Source organism: Actinacidiphila polyblastidii, from assembly GCF_036353415.1.
GTDB classification, from domain to species: Bacteria; Actinomycetota; Actinomycetes; order Streptomycetales; family Streptomycetaceae; genus Actinacidiphila; species Actinacidiphila polyblastidii.
Map to the genome: position 1 here is coordinate 172,693 of NZ_JAZEWV010000003.1, position 20,511 is coordinate 193,203.

Here is a 20,511-nt window from a genome sequence, read left to right on the forward strand (position 1 = left end):
GCTCAGGACCCCGCGCTCACTGCGCGCTCACTCCTCGGGTGTCCGGGGTTCCGGTATCTGTGGCGTGGCGGCCTGCGGCAGCTCGGCCCGTTCGGCGCTCTCGATGCCCTCGTGGCGGTCGGCGGCGGCGACCTCGGGCGAGCCCGCGGAGTCGGCCGCCTCGGCCGGCGGAGCCGGCTGCGGCGGCGCCTGGGCGGGGCCGCCGGCCGGCGGGTCCTGGCGGCCGGCCGCCGCCCGGTCGAAGAACCGCAGCAGCTCCACCGGGAAGGGCAGCACCAGCGTGGAGTTCTTCTCGGCGGCGACCTCGACCACCGTCTGCAGCATGCGCAGCTGCAGCGCGGCGGGGTTGGCGTCCATCGCCCGCGCCGCCTCCGACAGCTTGTGCGACGCCTGGAGCTCACCGTCCGCGGTGATGATCCGGGCCCGCCGCTCGCGGTCGGCCTCCGCCTGCCGGGCCATCGACCGCTTCATCGACTCCGGCAGCGCCACGTCCTTGATCTCCACCCGGTCGATGTGCACGCCCCAGCCGGTGGCCGGGGTGGCCAGCATCAGCTCCAGTCCCTCGTGCAGCTTCTCCCGCCCGGACAGCAGGTCGTCCAGCTCGCTCTTGCCGATGATGGAGCGCAGCGAGGTCTGCGCCACCTGCAACATCGCGAACTGGTAGTTCTGCACGTCCACGGTGGCCCGGATCGGGTCGATGACCCGGAAGTAGAGCACCGCGTCGACGCGGACCGAGACGTTGTCCTTCGTGATGCCCTCCTGGGAGGGCACGGGCATCGTGACCACCTGCATGTTGACCTTCGTCATCCTGTCGACGAAGGGCAGCAGCAGCCGCGGGCCGGGCTCCTTGGGCAGCCGGTTGACCCGGCCGAAGCGGTAGACGACCCCGCGCTCGTACTGCTTGATGACCCGCATGCTGCTGGGCAGCACGATCACCGTGAGTACGGCCAGAACGACCAGCAGTACGACGACGACTTCCATGTCCCCGGTCCCCCTTCGACAGCAAGGACAGTTCCTTGACAGAGGTCCGACGCCCGGCGGTGCCCCGCCGGTTCCCGGTCAGGGCGCGTCGAAGCGGGCCGCGGCGAGGTAGTCGGGGCGCGGGTCGAGTGCGGCGGCCAGCCGGAAGTGACGCTGGGCCTCACCGGGCCGGTTGGCCCGTTCCAGCGTACGGGCGAGGGCGAAGTGCGCGAAGGCGTTGTCGGGTTCGCGTTCCAGCACGATCTGGAACTCCAGCTCGGCCGGGCGCAGCTGCGCGGCCAGGAAGAACGCGCGGGCGCGCAGCAGGCGGGCCGCGGTGTTCTCCGGGTGGGCGGCGATCACCGGGTCGAGCAGCTTGACCGCGCCGCGCGGGTCGCGCGCGGCGAGCAGCTGCTCCGCCGCGCGGAAGTCGATGACATGCGTCTCGGGTGTGCGCTCGTGCATGCCGCCTCCCTGAGATGGGGCACGGGTGACGACGGGTCGTCCGGTCAGACATACCCAACGCGGGCCGGAGCGACACCATTCCCCCCGCCGAGGCGCACCGGCGCCGGCGGGGGGAAGTCCCTCGGGTCCGATCGACAGGCCCTAGGGTGAGGGCATGCTGACAGTGGGGCTGACCGGTGGTATCGGGGCCGGCAAGAGCGAGGTGTCGCGGCTGCTGGTGTCCTACGGCGCGGTGCTGGTGGACGCCGACCGGATCGCCCGGGAGGTGGTCGAGCCGGGGACCGAGGGACTGGCCGCGGTGGTCGCGGAGTTCGGACCCGGGGTGCTGGCCGCGGACGGCAGCCTGGACCGGCCGAAGCTCGGCGCGATCGTCTTCGCCGACGGCGAGCGCCGCACGGCGCTGAACGCGATCGTCCACCCGCTGGTGGGCCGCCGCTCCGCGCGGTTGCAGGAGGCCGCGGGGCCGGACGCGATCGTGGTGCACGACGTGCCGCTGCTCACCGAGAACGGGCTCGCGCCGCTGTACGACCTGGTGGTCGTGGTCGACGCGTCCACCGCCACCCGGCTGGACCGGCTGGTGCGGCTGCGCGGGATGAGCGAGGACGAGGCGCGTGCGCGGATGGACGCGCAGGCCACCAGGCGGCAGCGGCTCGCCGCGGCCGACCTGGTGATCGACAACGACGGGCCGCTGGAGGAGCTGGAGCCGCAGGTGCGGAAGGTCTGGCAGAAGCTCACCGAGCGGGTCGCCGCCCGCGACTGACCGCGCGCGGCCGGCCCGCGCGCCGGTGCGCCAGAGGCCGGTACGCCCGCGCACCGGTGCACGGCGTCCGGGCCGGGTACGGCGCTAGCGGCCGTCCTCCTCGCGGTCGGCGAGGAACCGCTCGAACTCCGCGGCGAGGTCGTCGGCCGAGGGCAGGTCGACGGGCTCGGCGATGAGGTTCTCCCGGCTCTGCGCGCCGGCCACCGCGTCGTACTGGCTCTCCAGACCGCGGACCACGGAGACCAACTCGCCGTCGCCGTCGGCGACCTGACGGTCGATCTCCACCCGGACGGTGTGCGCCTCGTTCCGCAGCGCGTGGGCGATCTCGGGGAGCACCAGGCCGGTGGTGGAGGTGACGGCCTCCAGCACGGCGAGCGCCGCGTCCGGGTACGGGGAGCGCGCCAGGTAGTGCGGCACATGGGCGGCGATGCCCAGCGTGTCCCGGCCGGACTCGGCGAGCCGCAGCTCGATCAGCGACGCCGCGCTGCCCGGGACCTGCGCCTCCTCGAACCAGGCGCGGTGGCCGGGGATCAGGTCCACCCGGTTGCCGTGCGGGGTCAGCCCGACCGGCCGGGTGTGCGGCACACCCATCGGGATGCCGTGGAAGTTGATGGCGAGCCGGACGCCGAGGCGCTCGATCACCTGCAGCACGGCGCTGCTGAAGCGCTCCCACTCCACGTCCGGCTCCTGCCCGGTGAGCAGCAGGAACGGAGTTCCGGTGGTGTCCCGGACCAGGTAGAGGTCGATCTCGGGCGCCTCGTACGACGTCCAGTGGTCGCGCTCGAAGGTCATCAGCGGGCGGCGGGCCCGGTAGTCGACCAGCCGGTCCGCGTCGAAGCGCGCGACGAGCTGGTTGTCGAGCCGGTCGAGCAGCTGCTGGGAGATCTGGGCGCCGGTCTCGCCGGCGTCCATGAACCCCTCGAAGTGGTAGAGCAGCACGGGTCCGGCGTCACCGACCGCCTCGTCGACGGCCTCGGCCCCGCCCGGCACGTACGCGTACAGTCCCTGGGGATCCAGCACGGTGATCGTCCTCCTCGCTCTCTGTGGTCCTCAACGAACGGAAACGGCCCGCCATTCCCATCGGCGGCAATTCCCACCGGCGCCACCCGAACCGGTGACCGGTTCCGCGCCGCCGCCCGCGGTGACGGTCCGTCGGCGGGCGCCCGCGAGCACGCAAAGGCGGTGGGCCCGCCTCCCCTAGGGAAGGCGGGCCCACCGCCGTGCTTGCCGTACCGGTCGTCGCCTCAGCGGCGAGCGATCAGCTCTGGCCGCCCGCGAGCTTCTCGCGGAGCGCGGCCAGCGCCTCGTCGGAGGCCAGGGCACCGGAGGTGTCCTCGGACTCGGACGAGTAGGAGCCGCCGCCGGCTCCGGCGCCACCCGCGGACGGCGTCGCGCTGCCGGCCTCGGCGGCCGCCTGCTCGTCGGCCTCGCGGGACTTGATGACCTGCGCCTGGTGCTGCTCGAAGCGGGTCTGGGCCGTGGCGTACTGGCCCTCCCACTCCTCGCGCTGCTTGTCGTAGCCCTCGAGCCAGTCGTTGGTCTCGGGGTCGAAGCCCTCGGGGTAGATGTAGTTCCCCTGGTCGTCGTACGACGCGGCCATGCCGTAGAGCGTCGGGTCGAACTCGACCGAGGCCGGGTCGGCGCCGAAGGACTCGTTGGCCTGCTTGAGCGACAGCGAGATGCGGCGGCGCTCCAGGTCGATGTCGATGACCTTGACGAAGATCTCGTCGTTGACCTGGACGACCTGCTCCGGGATCTCCACGTGGCGCTCGGCCAGCTCGGAGATGTGCACCAGGCCCTCGATGCCCTCGTCCACGCGGACGAACGCACCGAACGGAACGAGCTTGGTGACCTTGCCGGGAACGACCTGCCCGATCTGGTGGGTCCGGGCGAACTGCTGCCACGGGTCTTCCTGGGTCGCCTTCAGCGACAGGGACACGCGCTCGCGGTCCATGTCGACGTCCAGGACCTCGACCGTGACCTCCTGGCCGACCTCGACGACCTCGGAGGGGTGGTCGATGTGCTTCCAGGACAGCTCGGAGACGTGCACCAGACCGTCGACGCCGCCGAGGTCCACGAACGCACCGAAGTTGACGATGGAGGAGACGACGCCGGAGCGCACCTGGCCCTTCTGCAGGGTGGTGAGGAAGGTCTGGCGGACCTCGCTCTGGGTCTGCTCCAGCCAGGCGCGGCGGGACAGGACCACGTTGTTGCGGTTCTTGTCCAGCTCGATGATCTTCGCCTCGAGCTCCTTGCCGACGTACGGCTGGAGGTCGCGCACCCGGCGCATCTCGACGAGCGACGCCGGCAGGAAGCCGCGGAGGCCGATGTCGAGGATGAGGCCACCCTTGACGACCTCGATGACGGTACCGGTGACGATGCCGTCCTCTTCCTTGATCTTCTCGATCGTGCCCCACGCGCGCTCGTACTGCGCACGCTTCTTCGAGAGGATCAGGCGGCCCTCCTTGTCCTCCTTCTGGAGGACCAGCGCCTCGATCTCATCGCCCACCTTGACGACCTCGTTTGGGTCGACATCGTGCTTGATGGAGAGTTCGCGGGAGGGGATGACGCCTTCGGTCTTGTAACCGATGTCGAGCAGGACCTCGTCCCGGTCGACCTTCACGATGACGCCGTCGACGATGTCGCCGTCGTTGAAGTACTTGATCGTCTCGTCGATCGCGGCGAGGAAGGCTTCCTCGTTGCCGATGTCGTTGACCGCCACCTGCGGGGTGGTACGAGGGGCCTCGGTGCTGCTCGTCATTAGGGAAAGGACTCCGGTACGGACAGTAAGTCGTAGGTACTGCTACGCCGGGAACCTTTTTCGTCCTGCCGCTGTCCTTGGATTCCGGGGGCCGGCTTCCGGAAGCCGGAAACCGCGGGGCCAAGAACTCTGCGACGAGGTCGAGCGTGGCCTGCTCCGTCTGAGGCGCGCAGGCTCGCAGCGCAACTTGTAGCATACGGGGGCAGCCGGGCAGGGTCAATGCACGAAGAGCGCACGACGCGCGTAACGAACCAAACCGGCGCAAGCCACCCTTCCGCAGGTCTTCTCAGAGAGTACGACGACAGCCGCGATGATCCAAGGACCCGAAGACCCCCAGGAACCGGAGGCCACGCGCCGCAGGGCCGGCGTCGCGGAGAGCGCCCGCGCCAGTCGCCGCTGGTGGGACCGGAACGCCGACGAGTACCAGCTGGAGCACGGCGGCTTCCTCGGTGACGCCCGGTTCGTGTGGGGGCCCGAGGGCCTGGACGAGGAGCAGGCCGGCCTGCTCGGGCCGGCGGCCGGCCTGAAGGACCTCGACGTGCTGGAGATCGGCGCGGGCGCCGCCCAGTGCTCGCGCTGGCTGGCCGCCCAGGGCGCCCGCCCGGTGGCCCTCGACCTGTCCCACCGGCAGCTGCAGCACGCCCGGCGGATCGACCAGGACGCGTACGAGGCCGGCGGCACCCGGCTGGTGCAGGCCGACGCGGGGGTGCTGCCGTTCGCCGACGCCTCCTTCGACATGGCCTGCTCCGCGTACGGCGCGCTGCCGTTCGTCGCGGACAGCGCGGCCGTGCAGCGCGAGGTGCGCCGGGTGCTGCGGCCCGGCGGCCGCTGGGTCTTCTCGGTCACCCACCCGCTCCGCTGGGCCTTCCCCGACGAGCCGGGCCCCGACGGGCTGACCGCGGTCGCCTCCTACTTCGACCGCACCCCCTACGTGGAGCAGGACGAGCGGGGCCTGGCCGTCTACGTCGAGCACCACCGGACGGTCGGCGACCGGGTCCGGGAGATCGCCGCGGCCGGGCTCCGCCTGGTCGACCTCGTCGAACCCGAGTGGCCGGAGTGGAACGACCAGGAGTGGGGCGGCTGGTCCCCGCTGCGCGGCCGGCTGCTGCCGGGCACGGCGATCTTCGTCTGCGTGGCGGCATGACCGCCGGCCCGGCCGAGGGCCGGGTCGCACGACCGGCCCCGGCGGCGGGTCCGGGCGAAAGGCCGGTGGCGGGCCCAGGCAGCGTGTCTGGCCCCGGCGAAGGGCCCTGGGCAGGCACAGGCATGGGGACGGGTCCGGCCGAAGGCCGGGAGGCGGGTCCGGGCGAAGGCCCGGTGGCGGGCCCCGGCACGGGATCGGGTGCCGGTCGGGCGGCGGGGTCGGCGCGGTGAGTGGGCTGCGGGTCAGGGAGGAGGGGCGGGGTCTGCCGGTCGGCGCGGTGGTGCCGGAGCTGCTGGCGGCGCTGCGCGGGCCGGGGTGCGCGGTGCTGGCCGCGCCGCCCGGCACGGGCAAGACCACCCTCGTCCCCCTGCTGCTGGCCGCGGAACCCGGCGGCACCGTGCTGGTCGCCGAGCCGCGGCGGATGGCGGCGCGCGCCGCGGCCCGCCGGATGGCGTGGCTGCTGGGCGAGCGGGTCGGCGAGAGCGTCGGCTTCACGGTGCGCGGCGAGCGCCGCGTATCGGCCCGCACCGTCGTGGAGGTGGTCACCACCGGCGTACTGCTGCAACGGCTGCAACGCGACCAGGAACTGCCCGGCGTCGGCACGGTGATGCTCGACGAGTGCCACGAGCGGCATCTCGACGCGGACACCGCGATGGCCTTCCTGCTGGACGTGCGGGCCCTGCTGCGGCCGGAGCTGCGCCTCGTGGCGGCGTCGGCGACGACCGACACCGCGGCGTGGGCGGCGCTGCTCGGCGGCCCGGTGGTCGAGGCCGCGGGCATCCTGCACCCGGTGGCCGTGCGGTGGGCGCCGCCGCCCCGGCCGGTCTGGCCGCCGCACGGGATGCGGGTGGACCCCGCGCTGCTCGACCACGTCGCGGCGACGGTGCGGCGGGCGCTGCGCGACGGCGAGGGCGACGTGCTGTGCTTCCTGCCCGGCGTCGGGGAGATCGCCCGGGTCGCCGGGATGCTGGGCGCGCCCGACGGCGCGGAGGTGCTGCACCTGCACGGCAGGGCGCCGGCCGAGGTGCAGGACGCCGCGCTGCGGCCGAGCGAGCGCCGCCGGGTGCTGCTCGCCACCTCCGTCGCGGAGTCGAGCCTGACCGTGCCGGGCGTACGGGTCGTGGTGGACGCGGGGCTCGCCCGCGAACCGCGGATGGACCACGCGCGCGGGCTCGGCGCGCTGACGACCGTACGGGTCTCGCGCGCCGCCGCCGAGCAGCGGGCCGGGCGGGCCGGCCGGGAGGCGCCGGGAACCGTCTACCGCTGCTGGACCGAGGCCGACCACGCCCGGCTGCCGCGGCGGCCCGCGCCGGAGATCGTCCAGGCCGACCTGACCGGCTTCGCCCTCCAGGCGGCCTGCTGGGGCGACCCCGGCGCGACCGGGCTCGGCCTGCTCGACGCCCCTCCCCCGGGCGCGCTCGCCGCGGCCCGCGCGACGCTGCGCGACCTCGGCGCCGCCGACGGTTCCGGGCGGGTCCTGCCGCGCGGCCGCCGGCTCGCGCTGCTCGGCCTGCATCCGCGGCTGGCCCGCGCGCTGCTGGACGCCGCCCCGCTGATCGGCCCGGTCCGCGCCGCCGAGGTCACCGCGCTGCTCAGCGAGGAGCCGCCGGCCTCCTACGGCCGCGACCTGGCCGCGGCGTGGCGGGCCGCACGCCGCGGCGGCGACCCGTACGCCGGCCGCTGGCGCGCCGAGGCGCAGCGGCTGCGGGGCGCGCTGGAGCCGGCGCCGCCCGCCGCGGGCGGCGCCGGGCGGGGCGACGACGCGGCGGCGGGGCTGGTGGCGGCGCTGGCGTTCCCCGAGCGGGTGGCGCGGCGGCGCGCGGCCTCCGCGGACGGTGAGTACCTGATGGCCGGCGGGACGGCGGCGCAGGCCGGCGAGGGGTTCGGCGGGGCCGAGTGGATCGCGGTGGCGGTCGCCGACCGCGCCGCGACGGCCACCGAGGCGCGCGTCCGGCTGGCCGCGGTGGTGGACGAGGACACCGCGCGGCTCGCCGCGGGCGGCCTGCTCACCGCGTACGAGGAGGTGCGCTGGGCGCGGGGCGACGTGGTCGCGCGGCGGGTGGAGCGGCTGGGCGCGGTCGAGCTGAGCGCCGCGCCACTGCGCTCGCCCGATCCGCAGGCGGTGCGCGCCGCACTGCTCGACGGCCTGCGGGCCGAGGGCACCGGGCTGCTGCGCTGGTCGCGTGAGGCGCGCGAGACCCGGCAGCGCCTCGCGTTCCTGCACCGGGTGCGGGGCGAGCCCTGGCCTGACGTCTCGGAGCAGGCGCTGCTGGCGCGGGCCGAGGAGTGGCTCGGCCCGGAGCTGTCGCGCGCCCGCAGGAGAGCCGACCTCGGACGCGTCGAGGCGGGCGGCGCGCTGCCGCGGCTGCTGCCCTGGGCGACCGGCGAGGCGGCGCGCTTCGCCGAGCTGGCCCCGGAGCGCCTGGAGGTGCCCACCGGCTCACGCGTCCGGCTCGACTACGGCGGCGAGCAGCCGGTGCTCGCGGTGAAGCTCCAGGAGTTGTTCGGACTGACCGAGACGCCGCGGGTGGCGGGCGTGCCGGTGCTCATCCATCTGCTGTCGCCCGCGGGGCGTCCCGCGGCGGTCACCGCCGACCTGGCGTCCTTCTGGCGGGAGGGCTACCGCGCGGTCCGGGCGGAGTTGCGCGGCCGCTATCCGCGCCACCCGTGGCCCGAGGACCCCTCGACGGCCACGGCCACCCGCCGTACCAACACGCGACGGGCGTGACCCCCTCGCGGAGAGGTGATCACGCCCGTCGGTCGTCGCGTCCGCCGCGTTCGGCGGATTCGGTGCGCTCAGCCGGCAGCCGGGTTCAGAGCGCCGCGCCGGTGGCCGCGCCCGCCGTGTCGCTCGGCGACGGCGTGGCCGTCCCGCCGTCGGAGCCCGAGCCGGGGTCGGTGGCGCACGGGTCGGGCGTCGCCGTCGGGTCGGGGGTCGGGGTGTCGGTCGGCGAGGGGCTGACCGTGCCGCTGCCGGTGGGCGTCGGCGTCGGGGTGTCCGTGCAGCCGGGCGTGGTCGGCGGGGTCGTCGGCGGGGTCGTCGGCGGGGTCGTCGGCGGGGTGGTGGGCCCGGTCGAGGGGGCGCCGCTGGTGGGCGGCCGGCTCGGGACCGTGGTCGGGCCGCCGGTGGGGCCGGTGGTCGGCGAGCCGGTCGGACTGGTGGTCGGGCTCGGCGTCCCGCCCGGCGGCGGCGACACGGTGCCGCTGCCCGTCGGGGTCGGCGTGGGCGTCGCCGAAGGGGACGAGCCCGGCGTCGGGGTGCCGGCCGGCGCGGGCGGCGGGACGATCCCGGGGCCGGGGGCGCCGCCGCGGTCGGGCACGCTCACCGGGCCGCCCTGGCGGAAGTGCCGGTACCACGACGTGACGAGGTCGAGGTACGCCTGCGAGTGGTTGTAGCCGAGGATCGCCCGGTCCATGTCGTGCGGCACGGCGAGGTCGCGGCCGTCGGCGCACAGGTAGCCGGCGGCGGCGAGCGCGGCGTCGTACACGTTGTTGGGGTTCTTCACCCCGTCGCCGTTGCCGTCCGCGCCCCAGGTGCGCCATGTGGACGGGATGAACTGCATCGGCCCGACGGCACGGTCGTGGATCGCGTCGCCGTCGTAGGCGCCGCCGTCGGTGTCGCTGATGTTCGCGAAGCCGTTGCCGTTGAGCACCGGCCCGAGGATCGGCCGGATGGTGGTGCCGTTCGCGTCGACCTCGCCGCCGCGCGCCTGCCCGGACTCCACCTGGCCTATCGCGGCGAGGAGTTGCCACGGCAGATGGCAGCCGGGCTCGCTCTGCGCGAGGGCGGCCTGGGCGCGCTGGTAGGCGTCCAGCACGGTGGTGGGCAGGGTCGCGCCGCCGGTCGGCACGGTCACCACCGGGTCGGAGCCGGGCCCGGTGGTCGGGGCGAGCGGCGCGGTCGGGGTGTTCAGCGGCGGCAGGTCGGTGATGTACGGGGAGCCGCCGTCGATGGGCTCGCCGGCCGACGGGGCCGCGGTCCGCGGGGCCTCCTGTGCGGCGGCGTGCGCGATGGGCAGGAAACCGGACGCCTGGGAGGCGCTGAGCGCCGCCATCGCCGCGGCGGCCACCGCCGTACCCGCCGCTGTCCTGCGAAGCCTCCGGCCGTACCGCCGCGCTGCCATATCGCGGTCCCCTCCCACGTGCGAGATGCGCGCCGTCCCAGCGCCGCAACCCGGTTGACCCTACGGCAACTTCAGTCCCGGGACCACAGGTACCGGGCGATACACAGGGTGCGAATCGCCCTATTCCACCGGCGGTTCGCTCCCCTCGGCAGGCTTTCACCGAGGGGACGCGAAGCCGTCGCAGACCTTTCACCCGCCGCCGTACAACCTTCCGCGCCGGGCGGGTGAGACGCCGCGGGGCCGCCGCTGCGCGGCGCGGGTCAGTGCGCGGCGGACTCCCAGTCCGCTCCGTCGCCGACCGACACGTCCAGCGGCGCCCGCAGCGGGTACGCGCCGGCCATCTCCCGGCGCACCAGCTCCTCGACCTTCTCCCGCTCGCCCGGGGCCACTTCGAGCACGATCTCGTCGTGCACCTGGAGCAGCATCCGGGTGCGCAGCCCGTCGCGTGTCAGCGCCTCGTCGACCCGCAGCATCGCGATCTTCACGATGTCCGCGGCCGAGCCCTGGATCGGCGCGTTGAGCGCCATCCGCTCGGCCATCTCGCGGCGCTGCCGGTTGTCGCTGGTCAGGTCGGGCAGGTAGCGGCGGCGGCCCAGCAGCGTCTCGGTGTACCCGGTGACGCGGGCCTCCTCCACCGCCCGGTGCAGGTAGTCGCGGACCCCGCCGAAGCGCTCGAAGTACGTCTCCATCAGGCCGCGCGCCTCGGCCGCCTCGATCCCCAGCTGCTGGGAGAGGCCGAACGCGGACAGCCCGTACGCCAGGCCGTACGACATCGCCTTGATCTTGCGGCGCATCTCCGCGTCGACGTTCTCGCGGGACACCGAGAAGACGTGCGAGCCGACGGTGGTGTGCAGGTCCTCGCCGGAGGCGAAGGCCGCGATCAGGCCCTCGTCCTCGGACAGGTGCGCCATCACCCGCAGTTCGATCTGGCTGTAGTCCGCGGTGAGCAGCGAGTCGTACCCCGCGCCGACGACGAAGCCGCGGCGGATCGCCCGGCCCTCGTCGGTGCGGACCGGCACGTTCTGCAGATTGGGGTCGGTGGACGACAGCCGTCCGGTCGCCGCGACGGTCTGGCTGAAGGTGGTGTGGATCCGCCCGTCCGGGGCGACCGTCTTGACCAGGCCCTCCACGGTGACCCGCAGCTTGGCCTGCTCGCGGTGGCGGAGCATGATCACCGGCAGCTCGTGGTCGGTCTGCGCGGCCAGCGAGGCCAGGGCGTCGGCGTCCGTGGTGTAACCGGTCTTGGTCTTCTTCGTCTTGGGCAGGCCCAGCTCGCCGAAGAGGACCTCCTGGAGCTGCTTGGGCGAGCCCAGGTTGAACTCGTGGCCCACCGAGGCGTGCGCCTCCCCGACGGCGTGCTGCACGGCGGCCGCGAACTGCTGCTCCAGGCCCTCCAGATGCGGCCGGTCCGCGGCGATGCCGGCCCGCTCCATCCGGGCGAGCAGCGCGGAGATCGGCAGCTCCACGTCGTGCAGCAGGCCGGCGGCGCCCACCTCGGGCAGCCGCTCGGCGAACACCTCGCCCAGGTCGAGCACGGTGCGCGCCTGCACCATCAGCGCCTCGGCCGCGGCCGCCTCGCCGTCGTCCTCCTCGCCGAAGGCCAGCTGCCCGTTGCCGCCCTCGGCCGGGGCCAGCTCACGGGCCAGGTACTCCACCGACAGCACGTCGAGCGCGAAGGACCGGCGGCCCGGCTTGATCAGATAGGCGGCCAGCGCCGTGCACATGCTGATGCCGGCGATCCGCCAGCCGTGCTCGGCGAAGACCCGCTCCACATTCTTCGCGTTGTGCAGCACCTTCGGGCGGGCCGCGTCGGCCAGCCAGTCGGCGAACGCCTTCTCGTCGGCCGCGTCCAGGGCCGCCGGGTCGAACCAGACGGCGTCCTCCGCCGCGGCCAGCGCGACCTGTGTGACGCTGCCGCTGCCCAGCGTCCAGGTGTCGACGCTGGCCAGGCCCAGCGGCCCGGCGGCGTGCTCGGCCAGCCAGCCCGGCAGTTCGCCCGGGGCCAGCACGGTGCCGTCCACCGCGACGCCCTCGGCGACCGCCGCCTCCTCCTGCTCGGCGCCCGGGTCCGCGGCGAACAGCCGCTCCCGGAAGTTCGGATTGCGGAACTCCAGCGTGTCCAGCACCGTCGACAGCGCGTCACGGTCGTACGGGCCGCGCGCCAGCTGCTCGGGACCCGCGTCCAGCGTCACGTCCTTGACCATCTCGGTCAGCCGCCGGTTCAGCTTCACCGCGTCCAGATGGGCGCGCAGGTTCTCGCCGGCCTTGCCCTTCACCTCGTCGGCCCGCTCGCACAGCTCCGCGAACGACCCGAACTGCAGGATCCACTTGGCGGCGGTCTTCTCGCCGACGCCGGGGATCCCCGGCAGGTTGTCCGACGGGTCGCCGCGCAGCGCCGCGAAGTCCGGATACTGCCGCGGCGACAGGCCGTACTTCTCGACGACCTTGTCCGGGGTGAAGCGGGTCAGCTCCGAGACGCCCTTCGTCGGATAGAGCACCGTGACGTGGTCCGACACCAGCTGGAAGGCGTCCCGGTCGCCGGTGACGATCAGCACCTCGTACCCCAGCGCCTCGGCCTGGGTGGCCAGCGTGGCGATCACGTCGTCCGCCTCGAAGCCGTCCACGGCGAACCGGCGCACCGCCATCGCGTCCAGCATCTCGCCGATCAGCTCGACCTGGCTGCGGAACTCGTCCGGGGTCTTGGACCGGGTCGCCTTGTACTCGGGGTACTCGTCGAACCGCCACGTCTTGCGCGAGACGTCGAACGCCACCGCCAGATGCGTCGGCGCCTCGTCACGCAGCGTGTTCGACAGCATGGAGGTGAAGCCGTACACGGCGTTCGTCGGCTGGCCCGTGACGGTGTTGAAGTTCTCCACGGGCAGCGCGTAGAACGCCCGGTACGCCAGCGAGTGCCCGTCCAGCAGCATCAGCCGCGGTCGGTCGGTCGTCGTCTTCGATGCGGATGCTTTCTCTGCCACGTCCCCGATCCTCCCACGCGCCTACGACAACGCGGCCACGCTCACCCGCGGTCGGATGGAACCCGGAGGGAGGCGGACGGCGAAAGAGTGGCAGGATCGGTGTATGGCGAAGAAGCCCCCTTCGGATGACCCCGTACAGGACGCACCGGACGTCGGCGCCCCGCGGCACGCCGCCGCGGGCCTGCCCGCGGTCGGGCACACCATGAGGGCGGCCACCGCCCAGATGGGAGCGCGGCGCACCGCGCTGACCCTGCTCCGGGTCAACCAGAAGAACGGCTTCGACTGCCCCGGCTGCGCATGGCCCGAGGGCGACCGCCGGCACACCTTCGAGTTCTGCGAGAACGGCGCCAAGGCCGTCGCGGAGGAGGCGACGCTGCGCCGGGTGACGCCCGACTTCTTCGCCGCCCATCCGGTCGCGGACCTGGCCGGCCGCAGCGGCTACTGGCTCGGCCAGCAGGGCCGCATCACCCAGCCGATGTACCTCGCCGACGGCGCCGACCACTACCGGGCGGTGCCGTGGGAGCGGGCCTTCGCGCTCATCGCCGACGAGCTGGGCGCCCTCGCCTCCCCGGACGAGGCGGTCTTCTACACCTCGGGCCGCACCAGCAACGAGGCGGCCTTCCTCTTCCAGCTGTTCGCCCGCGAGTTCGGCACCAACAACCTGCCGGACTGCTCGAACATGTGCCACGAGTCCTCCGGCTCCGCGCTCACCGAGACCCTCGGCGTCGGCAAGGGCAGCGTGCTGCTCGAGGACCTGTACCAGGCCGACCTGATCATCGTCGCCGGCCAGAACCCCGGCACCAACCACCCGCGGATGCTCTCCGCGCTGGAGAAGGCCAAGCGCGGCGGCGCCACCATCGTGAGCGTCAACCCGCTGCCCGAGGCGGGCCTGGAGCGCTTCCGGAACCCGCAGACCGCCGCGGGCCTGGCCGGCCCCGGCACCCGCCTCGCCGACCTGCACCTGCCCATCAGGCTCGGCGGCGACCAGGCGCTCTTCCGCGCCCTCGGCCGGCTGCTGATCGAGGCCGACGCCCTGGACCACGACTTCATCGCCGAGCACACCCACGGCTACCAGGAGTTCCGCGACGCCGCGCTCGCCGCGGACTGGGACGAGACGCTGCGCGCCACCGGGCTCACCCGCGACGAGATCGAGCGGCTCGCCGGCCACGTGCGGGGCGCCGGGAGCACCGTCGTCTGCTGGGCGATGGGCCTCACCCAGCACAAGCACGCCGTCGCCACGATCCGCGAGGTGGTCAACCTCCTGCTGCTGCAGGGCAACGTCGGCCGGCCCGGCGCGGGCGTCTGCCCGGTCCGCGGCCACTCCAACGTCCAGGGCGACCGGACGATGGGCATCTTCGAGCGCCCCCCGGCCGCCTTCCTCGACGCGCTGCGCGACGAGTTCGGCTTCGAGCCGCCGCGCGAGCACGGCCTCGACGTGGTCCGCGCCGTCCGCGCGCTGCGCGACGGCGACGCCAAGGTCTTCTTCGCCATGGGCGGCAACTTCGTCGCCGCCACACCCGACACCGACGTCACCGAGGCCGCGGTGCGGCGCGCCCGGCTGACCGTGCACGTCTCCACCAAGCTCAACCGCTCCCACGTCGTCACCGGCGCGCGCGCCCTCATCCTGCCCACCCTCGGCCGCACCGAGCGGGACCGGCAGGCCGGCGGCGAGCAGTTCGTGACCGTCGAGGACTCGATGGGCATGGTGCACGCCTCCCGCGGCGGGCTGGCCCCCGCCTCCCCGCAGCTGCTCTCCGAGCCGGCCATCGTCAGCCGGCTGGCCCGCGCGGTGCTCGGCGACCGCAGCCGGGTCCCCTGGGCGGAGTTCGAGCACGACTACGACCGGATACGCGACCGCATAGCCCGCGTCGTCCCCGGCTTCGGCGACTTCAACGCCCGGGTGCGGCGCCCCGGCGGCTTCACCCTGCCGCACGGCCCCCGCGACAGCCGGACCTTCCCCACCGCCACCGGCAAGGCCAACTTCACCGCCGCGCCGGTCGAGTACCCCCGGGTGCCCGAAGGACGGCTGCTGCTCCAGACGCTGCGCTCGCACGACCAGTACAACACCACCGTCTACGGCCTCGACGACCGCTACCGCGGCATCAAGGGCGGCCGCCGTGTGGTGCTGGTGCACCCCGAGGACGCCGAGGCGGCCGGCCTGCGCGACGGCGACCGCGCGGACCTGGTCAGCGAGTGGACCGACGGCTCGCAGCGGCGCGCCGACGGCTTCCGGGTCGTCCACTACCCCACGCCGCGCGGCTGCGCCGCCGCCTACTACCCCGAGACCAACGTGCTGATACCGCTGGACCACACCGCGGACACCAGCAACACCCCCGCCGCCAAGTCCGTGGTGATCCGCCTGGAGCCGAGCACCGCATGACGCACCTGAACGAAACGGAGCAGACCCGCATGGGCGAGCAGCAGACCGCCACCCGCTTCCCGCCGGAGATCCTCGAGCAGTACGCCGGGCTCGGCGTCGACCTGCGCGCCCTGTTCTCCGCAGGCCATCTGGGCGAGCGGATGGGCATCCACATCGTGGAGGCGGCGCCGGAGAAGGTGGTCGGCACCATGCCCGTCGAGGGCAACACCCAGCCGTACGGCCTGCTGCACGGCGGCGCCTCCGCGGTGCTGGCGGAGACGCTCGGCTCGGTCGGCGCGATGCTGCACGGCGGTCCCGGCAAGATCGCGGTCGGCGTGGACCTCAACGCCACGCACCACCGCGGCGTCCGCAACGGCACCGTCACGGGCACCGCCGTCCCGGTGCACCGCGGCCGTTCCTCGGCCACCTACGAGATCGCGATCACCGACGACGCCACCGGCAAGCGGGTCTGCACCGCCCGGCTGACGTGCATGCTCCGTCCGGCCACCGCGACGACCGCCACCGCCACGGCCGGCTGACGCCGGCCCGGCCGGGCGTCCCGCACAGGAGTGGGGGAAAGAACCCCTACCTTCGATAAGAAGGCAAAGTGCCCCGGGTCGGATTCGAACCGACACTGTATGGGTTTTGAATCCATTGCCTGCTGCCAGTTGGGCTACCGGGGCCTTCGAAACAGAGGATAGCCTACCGTTCCGGTACTCAAACTCTACCGGAGCTGGGTAGGCTCGGGGGGCACTACCCCGCCCCAGCACGAGGAGCACCGTGAGCGCCCCCGAAGAGCCCACCGGTTCGCACAGCGAGCAGGCCGGCCAGGACGAGCAGCCGCATGTGCCGCCGATGACGACCCGGGTCGTCATCGCGGAGGACGAGGCGCTGATCCGGCTGGACCTGAAGGAGATGCTGGAGGAGGAGGGCTACTCCGTCGTCGGGGAGGCCGGGGACGGCGAGACGGCGGTGAAGCTCGCCGAGGAGTCGCGTCCCGACCTGGTGATCCTGGACGTGAAGATGCCGGTGCTCGACGGCATCTCGGCGGCGGAGCGGATCGCCGGGCAGAAGCTGGCCCCGGTGCTGATGCTGACCGCGTTCTCGCAGCGCGAGCTGGTGGAGCGGGCCAGGGACGCGGGTGCGATGGCGTACCTGGTGAAGCCGTTCAGCAAGACCGACCTGGTGCCGGCGATCGAGATGGCGGTGAGCCGCTTCCAGGAGCTGCGCGCGCTGGAGGCGGAGATCGCGGACCTGTCGCTGCGGCTGGAGACGCGCAAGCTGGTGGACCGGGCGAAGAGCGTGCTGCAGACGAAGTACGGGCTCAGCGAGCCGGCGGCGTTCCGCTGGATCCAGAAGACGTCGATGGACCGGCGGATGTCGATGCAGGCGGTGGCGCAGGCGGTCATCGACGAGGTCGCGGAGTAGCCTCCGCACCGCGTACACCAGGGGGCCGGACCGCGCGCAGCGGTCCGGCCCCCTTGGTGTGCGGTCGCGCCGGGCTCAGTCCTCGCCGAGGTACGTCTTGCGGACGCCCTCGTCGTGGAGCAGGTCCTGGCCGGTGCCGGAGAGCTTGATCGTGCCGATCTCCATCACGTGGGCCTGGTCGGCGAGCGAGAGCGCGGCCTGCGCGTTCTGCTCGACGAGCAGGATGGTGGTGCCCTGGGCCTTCAGCTCCACGATGGTGGACATGATCTTCTGCATCATGATCGGCGAGAGCCCCATGGAGGGTTCGTCGAGCATGAGCAGTTTGGGCTGGGACATCAGGGCGCGGCCCATGGCGAGCATCTGCTGCTCACCGCCGGACAGGGTGCCCGCGGCCTGCCTGCGCCGTTCGCCGAGGATCGGGAACAGGTCGTAGGCGCGCTGGATGTCCTTGGCGATGCCGGCGGAGTCCTTGCGCAGGTACGCACCGAGCTGGAGGTTCTGCTCGATGGTGAGCCGGGGGAAGATGTGCCGGCCCTCCGGCGAGTGGGCGAGGCCCAGCGACACGATCTTGTGGGCGGGGACCCGGCTGAGCACCTTGCCGTCGAAGCGGACGCGGCCGCCGATGGGCTTGAGGAGCCCGGACAGGGTGCGCAGGGTGGTCGTCTTGCCGGCGCCGTTGGTGCCGATGAGGGTGACGACCTGGCCGGCCTCGACGGAGAAGGAGATGCCCTTGACGGCCTCGATCTTGCCGTAGGCGACCCGGAGGTCCTCGACTTCGAGCAGTGCGGTCATGCGTCGTTCTCCTGCTCGTGCTCGGCCTGGGTCGCGCCCTCGAAGGGTTCGCCCAGGTAGGCCGCGATGACCCGTTCGTCGCTCTGGACGACCTCGGAGGTGCCCTCGACGAGCATCTCGCCCTGGACCAGGACGGCGACGCGGTCGCAGAGGTTGAAGATGAACCGCATGTCGTGCTCGATGACGAGGACGGCGATGCCCTGGTCGCGGATGGCGAAGACGAGTTCCTCGGTGGCCCGGGTCTCCTGGGGGTTCATGCCCGCGGTGGGCTCGTCGAGGAGCAGCAGTCCCGGCTCGCTGGCCAGCGCGCGGGCGATCTCCAGCTTGCGCTGCTCGCCGTAGGGGAGGTTGCGGGCCAGGTGCTCGGCCTTCTCGGCGAGTCCGGTGAACTCCAGCAGCTCCATGGCGCGTTCGCGGGAAGCGCGCTCCGCCTTGTGGAAGCCGGGGCCGCGGATGATGGCCGAGAAGAGGCCCTCCTTGGTCCGGGTGTGCCGCCCGACCAGCACGTTCTCCAGCACGGTCATGTTGGCGAAGAGCCGGATGTTCTGGAAGGTGCGGGCGATGCCGGCCTGGGTGACCAGGTGCGGCTTGGGCGGCAGGACGGCGCCGCGGTAGCGGACGGTGCCCTCGGTGGGCACGTACAGCCCGGTGAGGCAGTTGAAGAAGGTGGTCTTGCCGGCGCCGTTGGGGCCGATGAGTCCGACGATCTCACCGCTGTTGACGGTCAGGGAGACGTCGCGGACGGCGGTGAGTCCGCCGAACCGCATGATGACGCCGCTGGCCTCGAGCAGTGCCTGCGGGGGCTGCGCGGCCGCGGGGCCGGGCTGCTGGGGGATGGTGGTGGTCATGGTGTGCCTCACGCCCCTGCCGTGGCGGCGGGGACGGTGTCGTCGCCCATCGGACGGTTGCCGGGTGCCTGCGCCTCGTCCTCGTGGAACTCCAACTGGCGGCGCCGGTTGGGGATGATGCCTTCGGGCCGGAAGCGCATGATGAGGATGAGCGCGATGCCGAACGCGAAGAGCTCGTACTTGGACAGGAAGTCCAGCTTCTCCGGGATCACGTAGAGCAGTGCCGCGCCGAGGATGGGGCCGCTGACCGTGCCCATGCCGCCGAGGACGACCGCGGCGAGCAGGAACGCGGAGTTGGGCGGGACCGGCCCGGAGAAGACGTACGGGTCGGGCACGACGCTGTTGGTGACGTGGGCGAAGACGGTGCCGGCGAGGCCGGCCAGGGAGGCGCCGAGCGCGAAGGCGACGAGCTTGACCCGGAAGCCGTTGATGCCCATGGCGGTGGCGGCCGTCTCGTCCTCGCGGATGGCGATCCAGGAGCGGCCGATGCGGGAGTCGCTGGCGCGGGTGAAGACCAGCACCACGATGACGGTGATGACGAGCATCAGCAGGTAGTAGTTGGCGAACCGGCCGAGGGTGAACGACCCGACGGAGTGGTTGGCGCCGAGGTTGTAGCCGAACACCGACAGGTCGGGGATCTGGGCGATGCCGTTCGGGCCGTTGGTGATCTTGGGGCCGCTGACGCCGTCGAGGTTCCTGACGACGATGCGGAAGATCTCTCCGAAACCGAGCGTGACGATGGCCAGGTAGTCGCCGCGCAGCCGCAGCGTGGGGGCGCCGATGAGGACGCCGAACACGCAGGCCGCGGCCATGCCGGTGAGGGCGGCGGCCCAGAACGGGAACTGGACGCCCGACCAGATGGAGAACTGGGAGCCCGAGATCAGTGCCGCGGTGTAGGCGCCGACGCCGAGGAAGGCGACGTAGCCGAGGTCGAGCAGGCCGGTGAGGCCGACGACGATGTTGAGGCCGAGGGCGACGGTGCCGACGATGAGGACGCTGACGCCGAGGTTGGCCCAGTGCTCGTTGTTCTGCGCGAAGGGGTAGGCGACCGCGGCGATGACGCCGACGGTGGCGGAGAACCGCTTGTTGCGCCGGGTGAGCTGCTGGAACTGCTGGAGCAGCCCGCCGGCGCCGAGTCCCCAGAAGCCGACGGCCACCACGATGAGGTAGCCGATGAAGATGTCGCTGTAGTCGGTCGCGAGGCCGTAGGTCAGGATCTTCAGGCCGAGCGCGTAGACGACGACGATGGCCAGGCGCTGCAGCCAGGGGTTGAGCTTGCGGGCGTCGGAGACGCGCAGCTCGCTGTGGTGCAGTCGCGCCTCGCGCAGCCAGACGTAGCTGCGGACGGCCACCGGGAACCGCTCGGCCCAGCCGAGCTCGTAGTGCTCGGCGTCGGGGGCTTCCTCGGGGTGCCGGTCGATCGGCAGCGCGAGCGCTCCGGTGAACAGCACCAGCGCGCCGACGAAGGCGACGAAGGCGCCGGGGTCGAGGTTGGCGAGGCCGCCCAGCTTGGCGGTGATGTCGATGACCGTGTACCAGGTGGTGCCGAGGGTCGCCAGGGCGAGCAGCAGCACGGAGTTGTTCGAGCGGCTGGGGTTGAGCCAGCTCAGGCCCCGGACCTGGAAGGCGCCGAGGGCGATGACGCCGGTGAGGAGGGCGCTGATCAGGGTGAGGACCTGGAGGCCGCCGGGGTAGCCGCTGACGGTGAGGTCGCCGGGGAAGTCGGTGGTGTAGGTCCACGACATGAAGGTGGACGCGACGGTGATCACGGCGCCGGCGAGCGTGGCGGCCCGCGCGGCGGCGGGCGGCATCGGGACGAAGGGGGCGGTGCGCCGGCCGGTGTCGGTCCTGGTGGCGGCTTCTTCCGCTGCGGCGATGGGAAGGTCGGTCAT

General features: G+C 73.2%; 15 protein-coding genes and 1 tRNA gene. 6 read left to right on the forward strand and 10 right to left on the reverse strand.

Annotated features, from left to right (window positions below):
- Positions 1 to 27: 27 nt before the first annotated feature.
- On the reverse strand, positions 28 to 981 hold the full coding sequence (locus V2S66_RS05915) for a slipin family protein (protein ID WP_330793404.1): 954 nt from the start codon (positions 979 to 981) through the stop codon (positions 28 to 30).
- 78 nt (positions 982 to 1,059) lie between these two features.
- Positions 1,060 to 1,425: a tetratricopeptide repeat protein gene (locus tag V2S66_RS05920; protein WP_330793405.1), complete on the reverse strand. Its 366-nt coding sequence runs from the start codon at positions 1,423 to 1,425 to the stop codon at positions 1,060 to 1,062.
- Positions 1,426 to 1,579: 154 nt separating this feature from the next.
- On the opposite strand from V2S66_RS05920, the gene coaE reads away from it, so the two are divergent.
- A complete protein-coding gene (coaE, locus tag V2S66_RS05925; protein ID WP_330793406.1) occupies positions 1,580 to 2,185 on the forward strand; it encodes a dephospho-CoA kinase in 606 nt (201 codons plus the stop codon).
- An 84-nt stretch (positions 2,186 to 2,269) separates the two neighbouring features.
- On the opposite strand, the gene V2S66_RS05930 is transcribed toward coaE, so the two are convergent.
- Together V2S66_RS05930 and rpsA are read right to left on the reverse strand one after the other, a co-directional pair.
- The gene (locus tag V2S66_RS05930; protein ID WP_330793408.1) at positions 2,270 to 3,205 is read right to left on the reverse strand and encodes a proteasome assembly chaperone family protein; all 936 of its coding nucleotides are present in this window, start codon (positions 3,203 to 3,205) and stop codon (positions 2,270 to 2,272) included.
- Between the two features lie 238 nt (positions 3,206 to 3,443).
- Entirely contained in the window at positions 3,444 to 4,946 is a 1,503-nt protein-coding gene (gene rpsA / locus V2S66_RS05935; RefSeq protein WP_330793409.1) for a 30S ribosomal protein S1, read from the reverse strand.
- A 310-nt stretch (positions 4,947 to 5,256) separates the two neighbouring features.
- On the opposite strand from rpsA, the gene V2S66_RS05940 reads away from it, so the two are divergent.
- Together V2S66_RS05940 and hrpB are read left to right on the forward strand one after the other, a co-directional pair.
- The gene (locus tag V2S66_RS05940) at positions 5,257 to 6,090 is read left to right on the forward strand and encodes a class I SAM-dependent methyltransferase (RefSeq protein ID WP_330793410.1); all 834 of its coding nucleotides are present in this window, start codon (positions 5,257 to 5,259) and stop codon (positions 6,088 to 6,090) included.
- A gap of 235 nt (positions 6,091 to 6,325) precedes the next feature.
- A complete protein-coding gene (gene hrpB, locus V2S66_RS05945) occupies positions 6,326 to 8,818 on the forward strand; it encodes an ATP-dependent helicase HrpB (RefSeq protein WP_413966318.1) in 2,493 nt (830 codons plus the stop codon).
- A gap of 85 nt (positions 8,819 to 8,903) precedes the next feature.
- Here hrpB and V2S66_RS05950 read toward each other — a convergent pair whose 3' ends face one another.
- Positions 8,904 to 10,214 carry a lytic transglycosylase domain-containing protein gene (locus V2S66_RS05950; RefSeq protein ID WP_330793411.1) on the reverse strand — a complete coding sequence of 437 codons (1,311 nt, stop codon included), beginning with the start codon at positions 10,212 to 10,214 and terminating at the stop codon, positions 8,904 to 8,906.
- Positions 10,215 to 10,474: 260 nt separating this feature from the next.
- On the reverse strand, positions 10,475 to 13,141 hold the full coding sequence (gene polA / locus V2S66_RS05955) for a DNA polymerase I (RefSeq protein ID WP_330793575.1): 2,667 nt from the start codon (positions 13,139 to 13,141) through the stop codon (positions 10,475 to 10,477).
- A gap of 154 nt (positions 13,142 to 13,295) precedes the next feature.
- Between polA and V2S66_RS05960 the strand changes: the two genes are divergently transcribed.
- Both V2S66_RS05960 and V2S66_RS05965 read left to right on the forward strand, forming a co-directional pair.
- The gene (locus V2S66_RS05960) at positions 13,296 to 15,572 is read left to right on the forward strand and encodes an FdhF/YdeP family oxidoreductase (protein WP_330793412.1); all 2,277 of its coding nucleotides are present in this window, start codon (positions 13,296 to 13,298) and stop codon (positions 15,570 to 15,572) included.
- A gap of 29 nt (positions 15,573 to 15,601) precedes the next feature.
- Complete coding sequence (locus V2S66_RS05965) at positions 15,602 to 16,090, forward strand: PaaI family thioesterase (RefSeq protein ID WP_330793576.1); 489 nt, start codon at positions 15,602 to 15,604, stop codon at positions 16,088 to 16,090.
- A gap of 69 nt (positions 16,091 to 16,159) precedes the next feature.
- Here V2S66_RS05965 and V2S66_RS05970 read toward each other — a convergent pair.
- Positions 16,160 to 16,234: transfer RNA gene (locus V2S66_RS05970), tRNA-Leu, on the reverse strand.
- Positions 16,235 to 16,331: 97 nt separating this feature from the next.
- On the opposite strand from V2S66_RS05970, the gene V2S66_RS05975 reads away from it, so the two are divergent.
- The gene (locus tag V2S66_RS05975) at positions 16,332 to 16,979 is read left to right on the forward strand and encodes an ANTAR domain-containing response regulator (protein ID WP_413966305.1); all 648 of its coding nucleotides are present in this window, start codon (positions 16,332 to 16,334) and stop codon (positions 16,977 to 16,979) included.
- A 75-nt stretch (positions 16,980 to 17,054) separates the two neighbouring features.
- Here the strand turns inward: V2S66_RS05975 and V2S66_RS05980 are convergent, their stop codons facing one another.
- From V2S66_RS05980 to V2S66_RS05990, 3 genes are read right to left on the reverse strand one after another with little or no spacing between them, the layout of a single operon-like run.
- Positions 17,055 to 17,771 (reverse strand): ABC transporter ATP-binding protein, encoded by a 717-nt coding sequence (locus V2S66_RS05980; protein ID WP_330793413.1) that lies wholly within the window; start codon positions 17,769 to 17,771, stop codon positions 17,055 to 17,057.
- Entirely contained in the window at positions 17,768 to 18,619 is an 852-nt protein-coding gene (locus V2S66_RS05985; RefSeq protein WP_330793414.1) for an ABC transporter ATP-binding protein, read from the reverse strand. The genes V2S66_RS05980 and V2S66_RS05985 overlap by 4 nt, the downstream gene beginning before the upstream one ends.
- An 8-nt stretch (positions 18,620 to 18,627) precedes the next feature.
- Positions 18,628 to 20,511 carry a branched-chain amino acid ABC transporter permease gene (locus V2S66_RS05990; protein WP_413966306.1) on the reverse strand — a complete coding sequence of 628 codons (1,884 nt, stop codon included), beginning with the start codon at positions 20,509 to 20,511 and terminating at the stop codon, positions 18,628 to 18,630.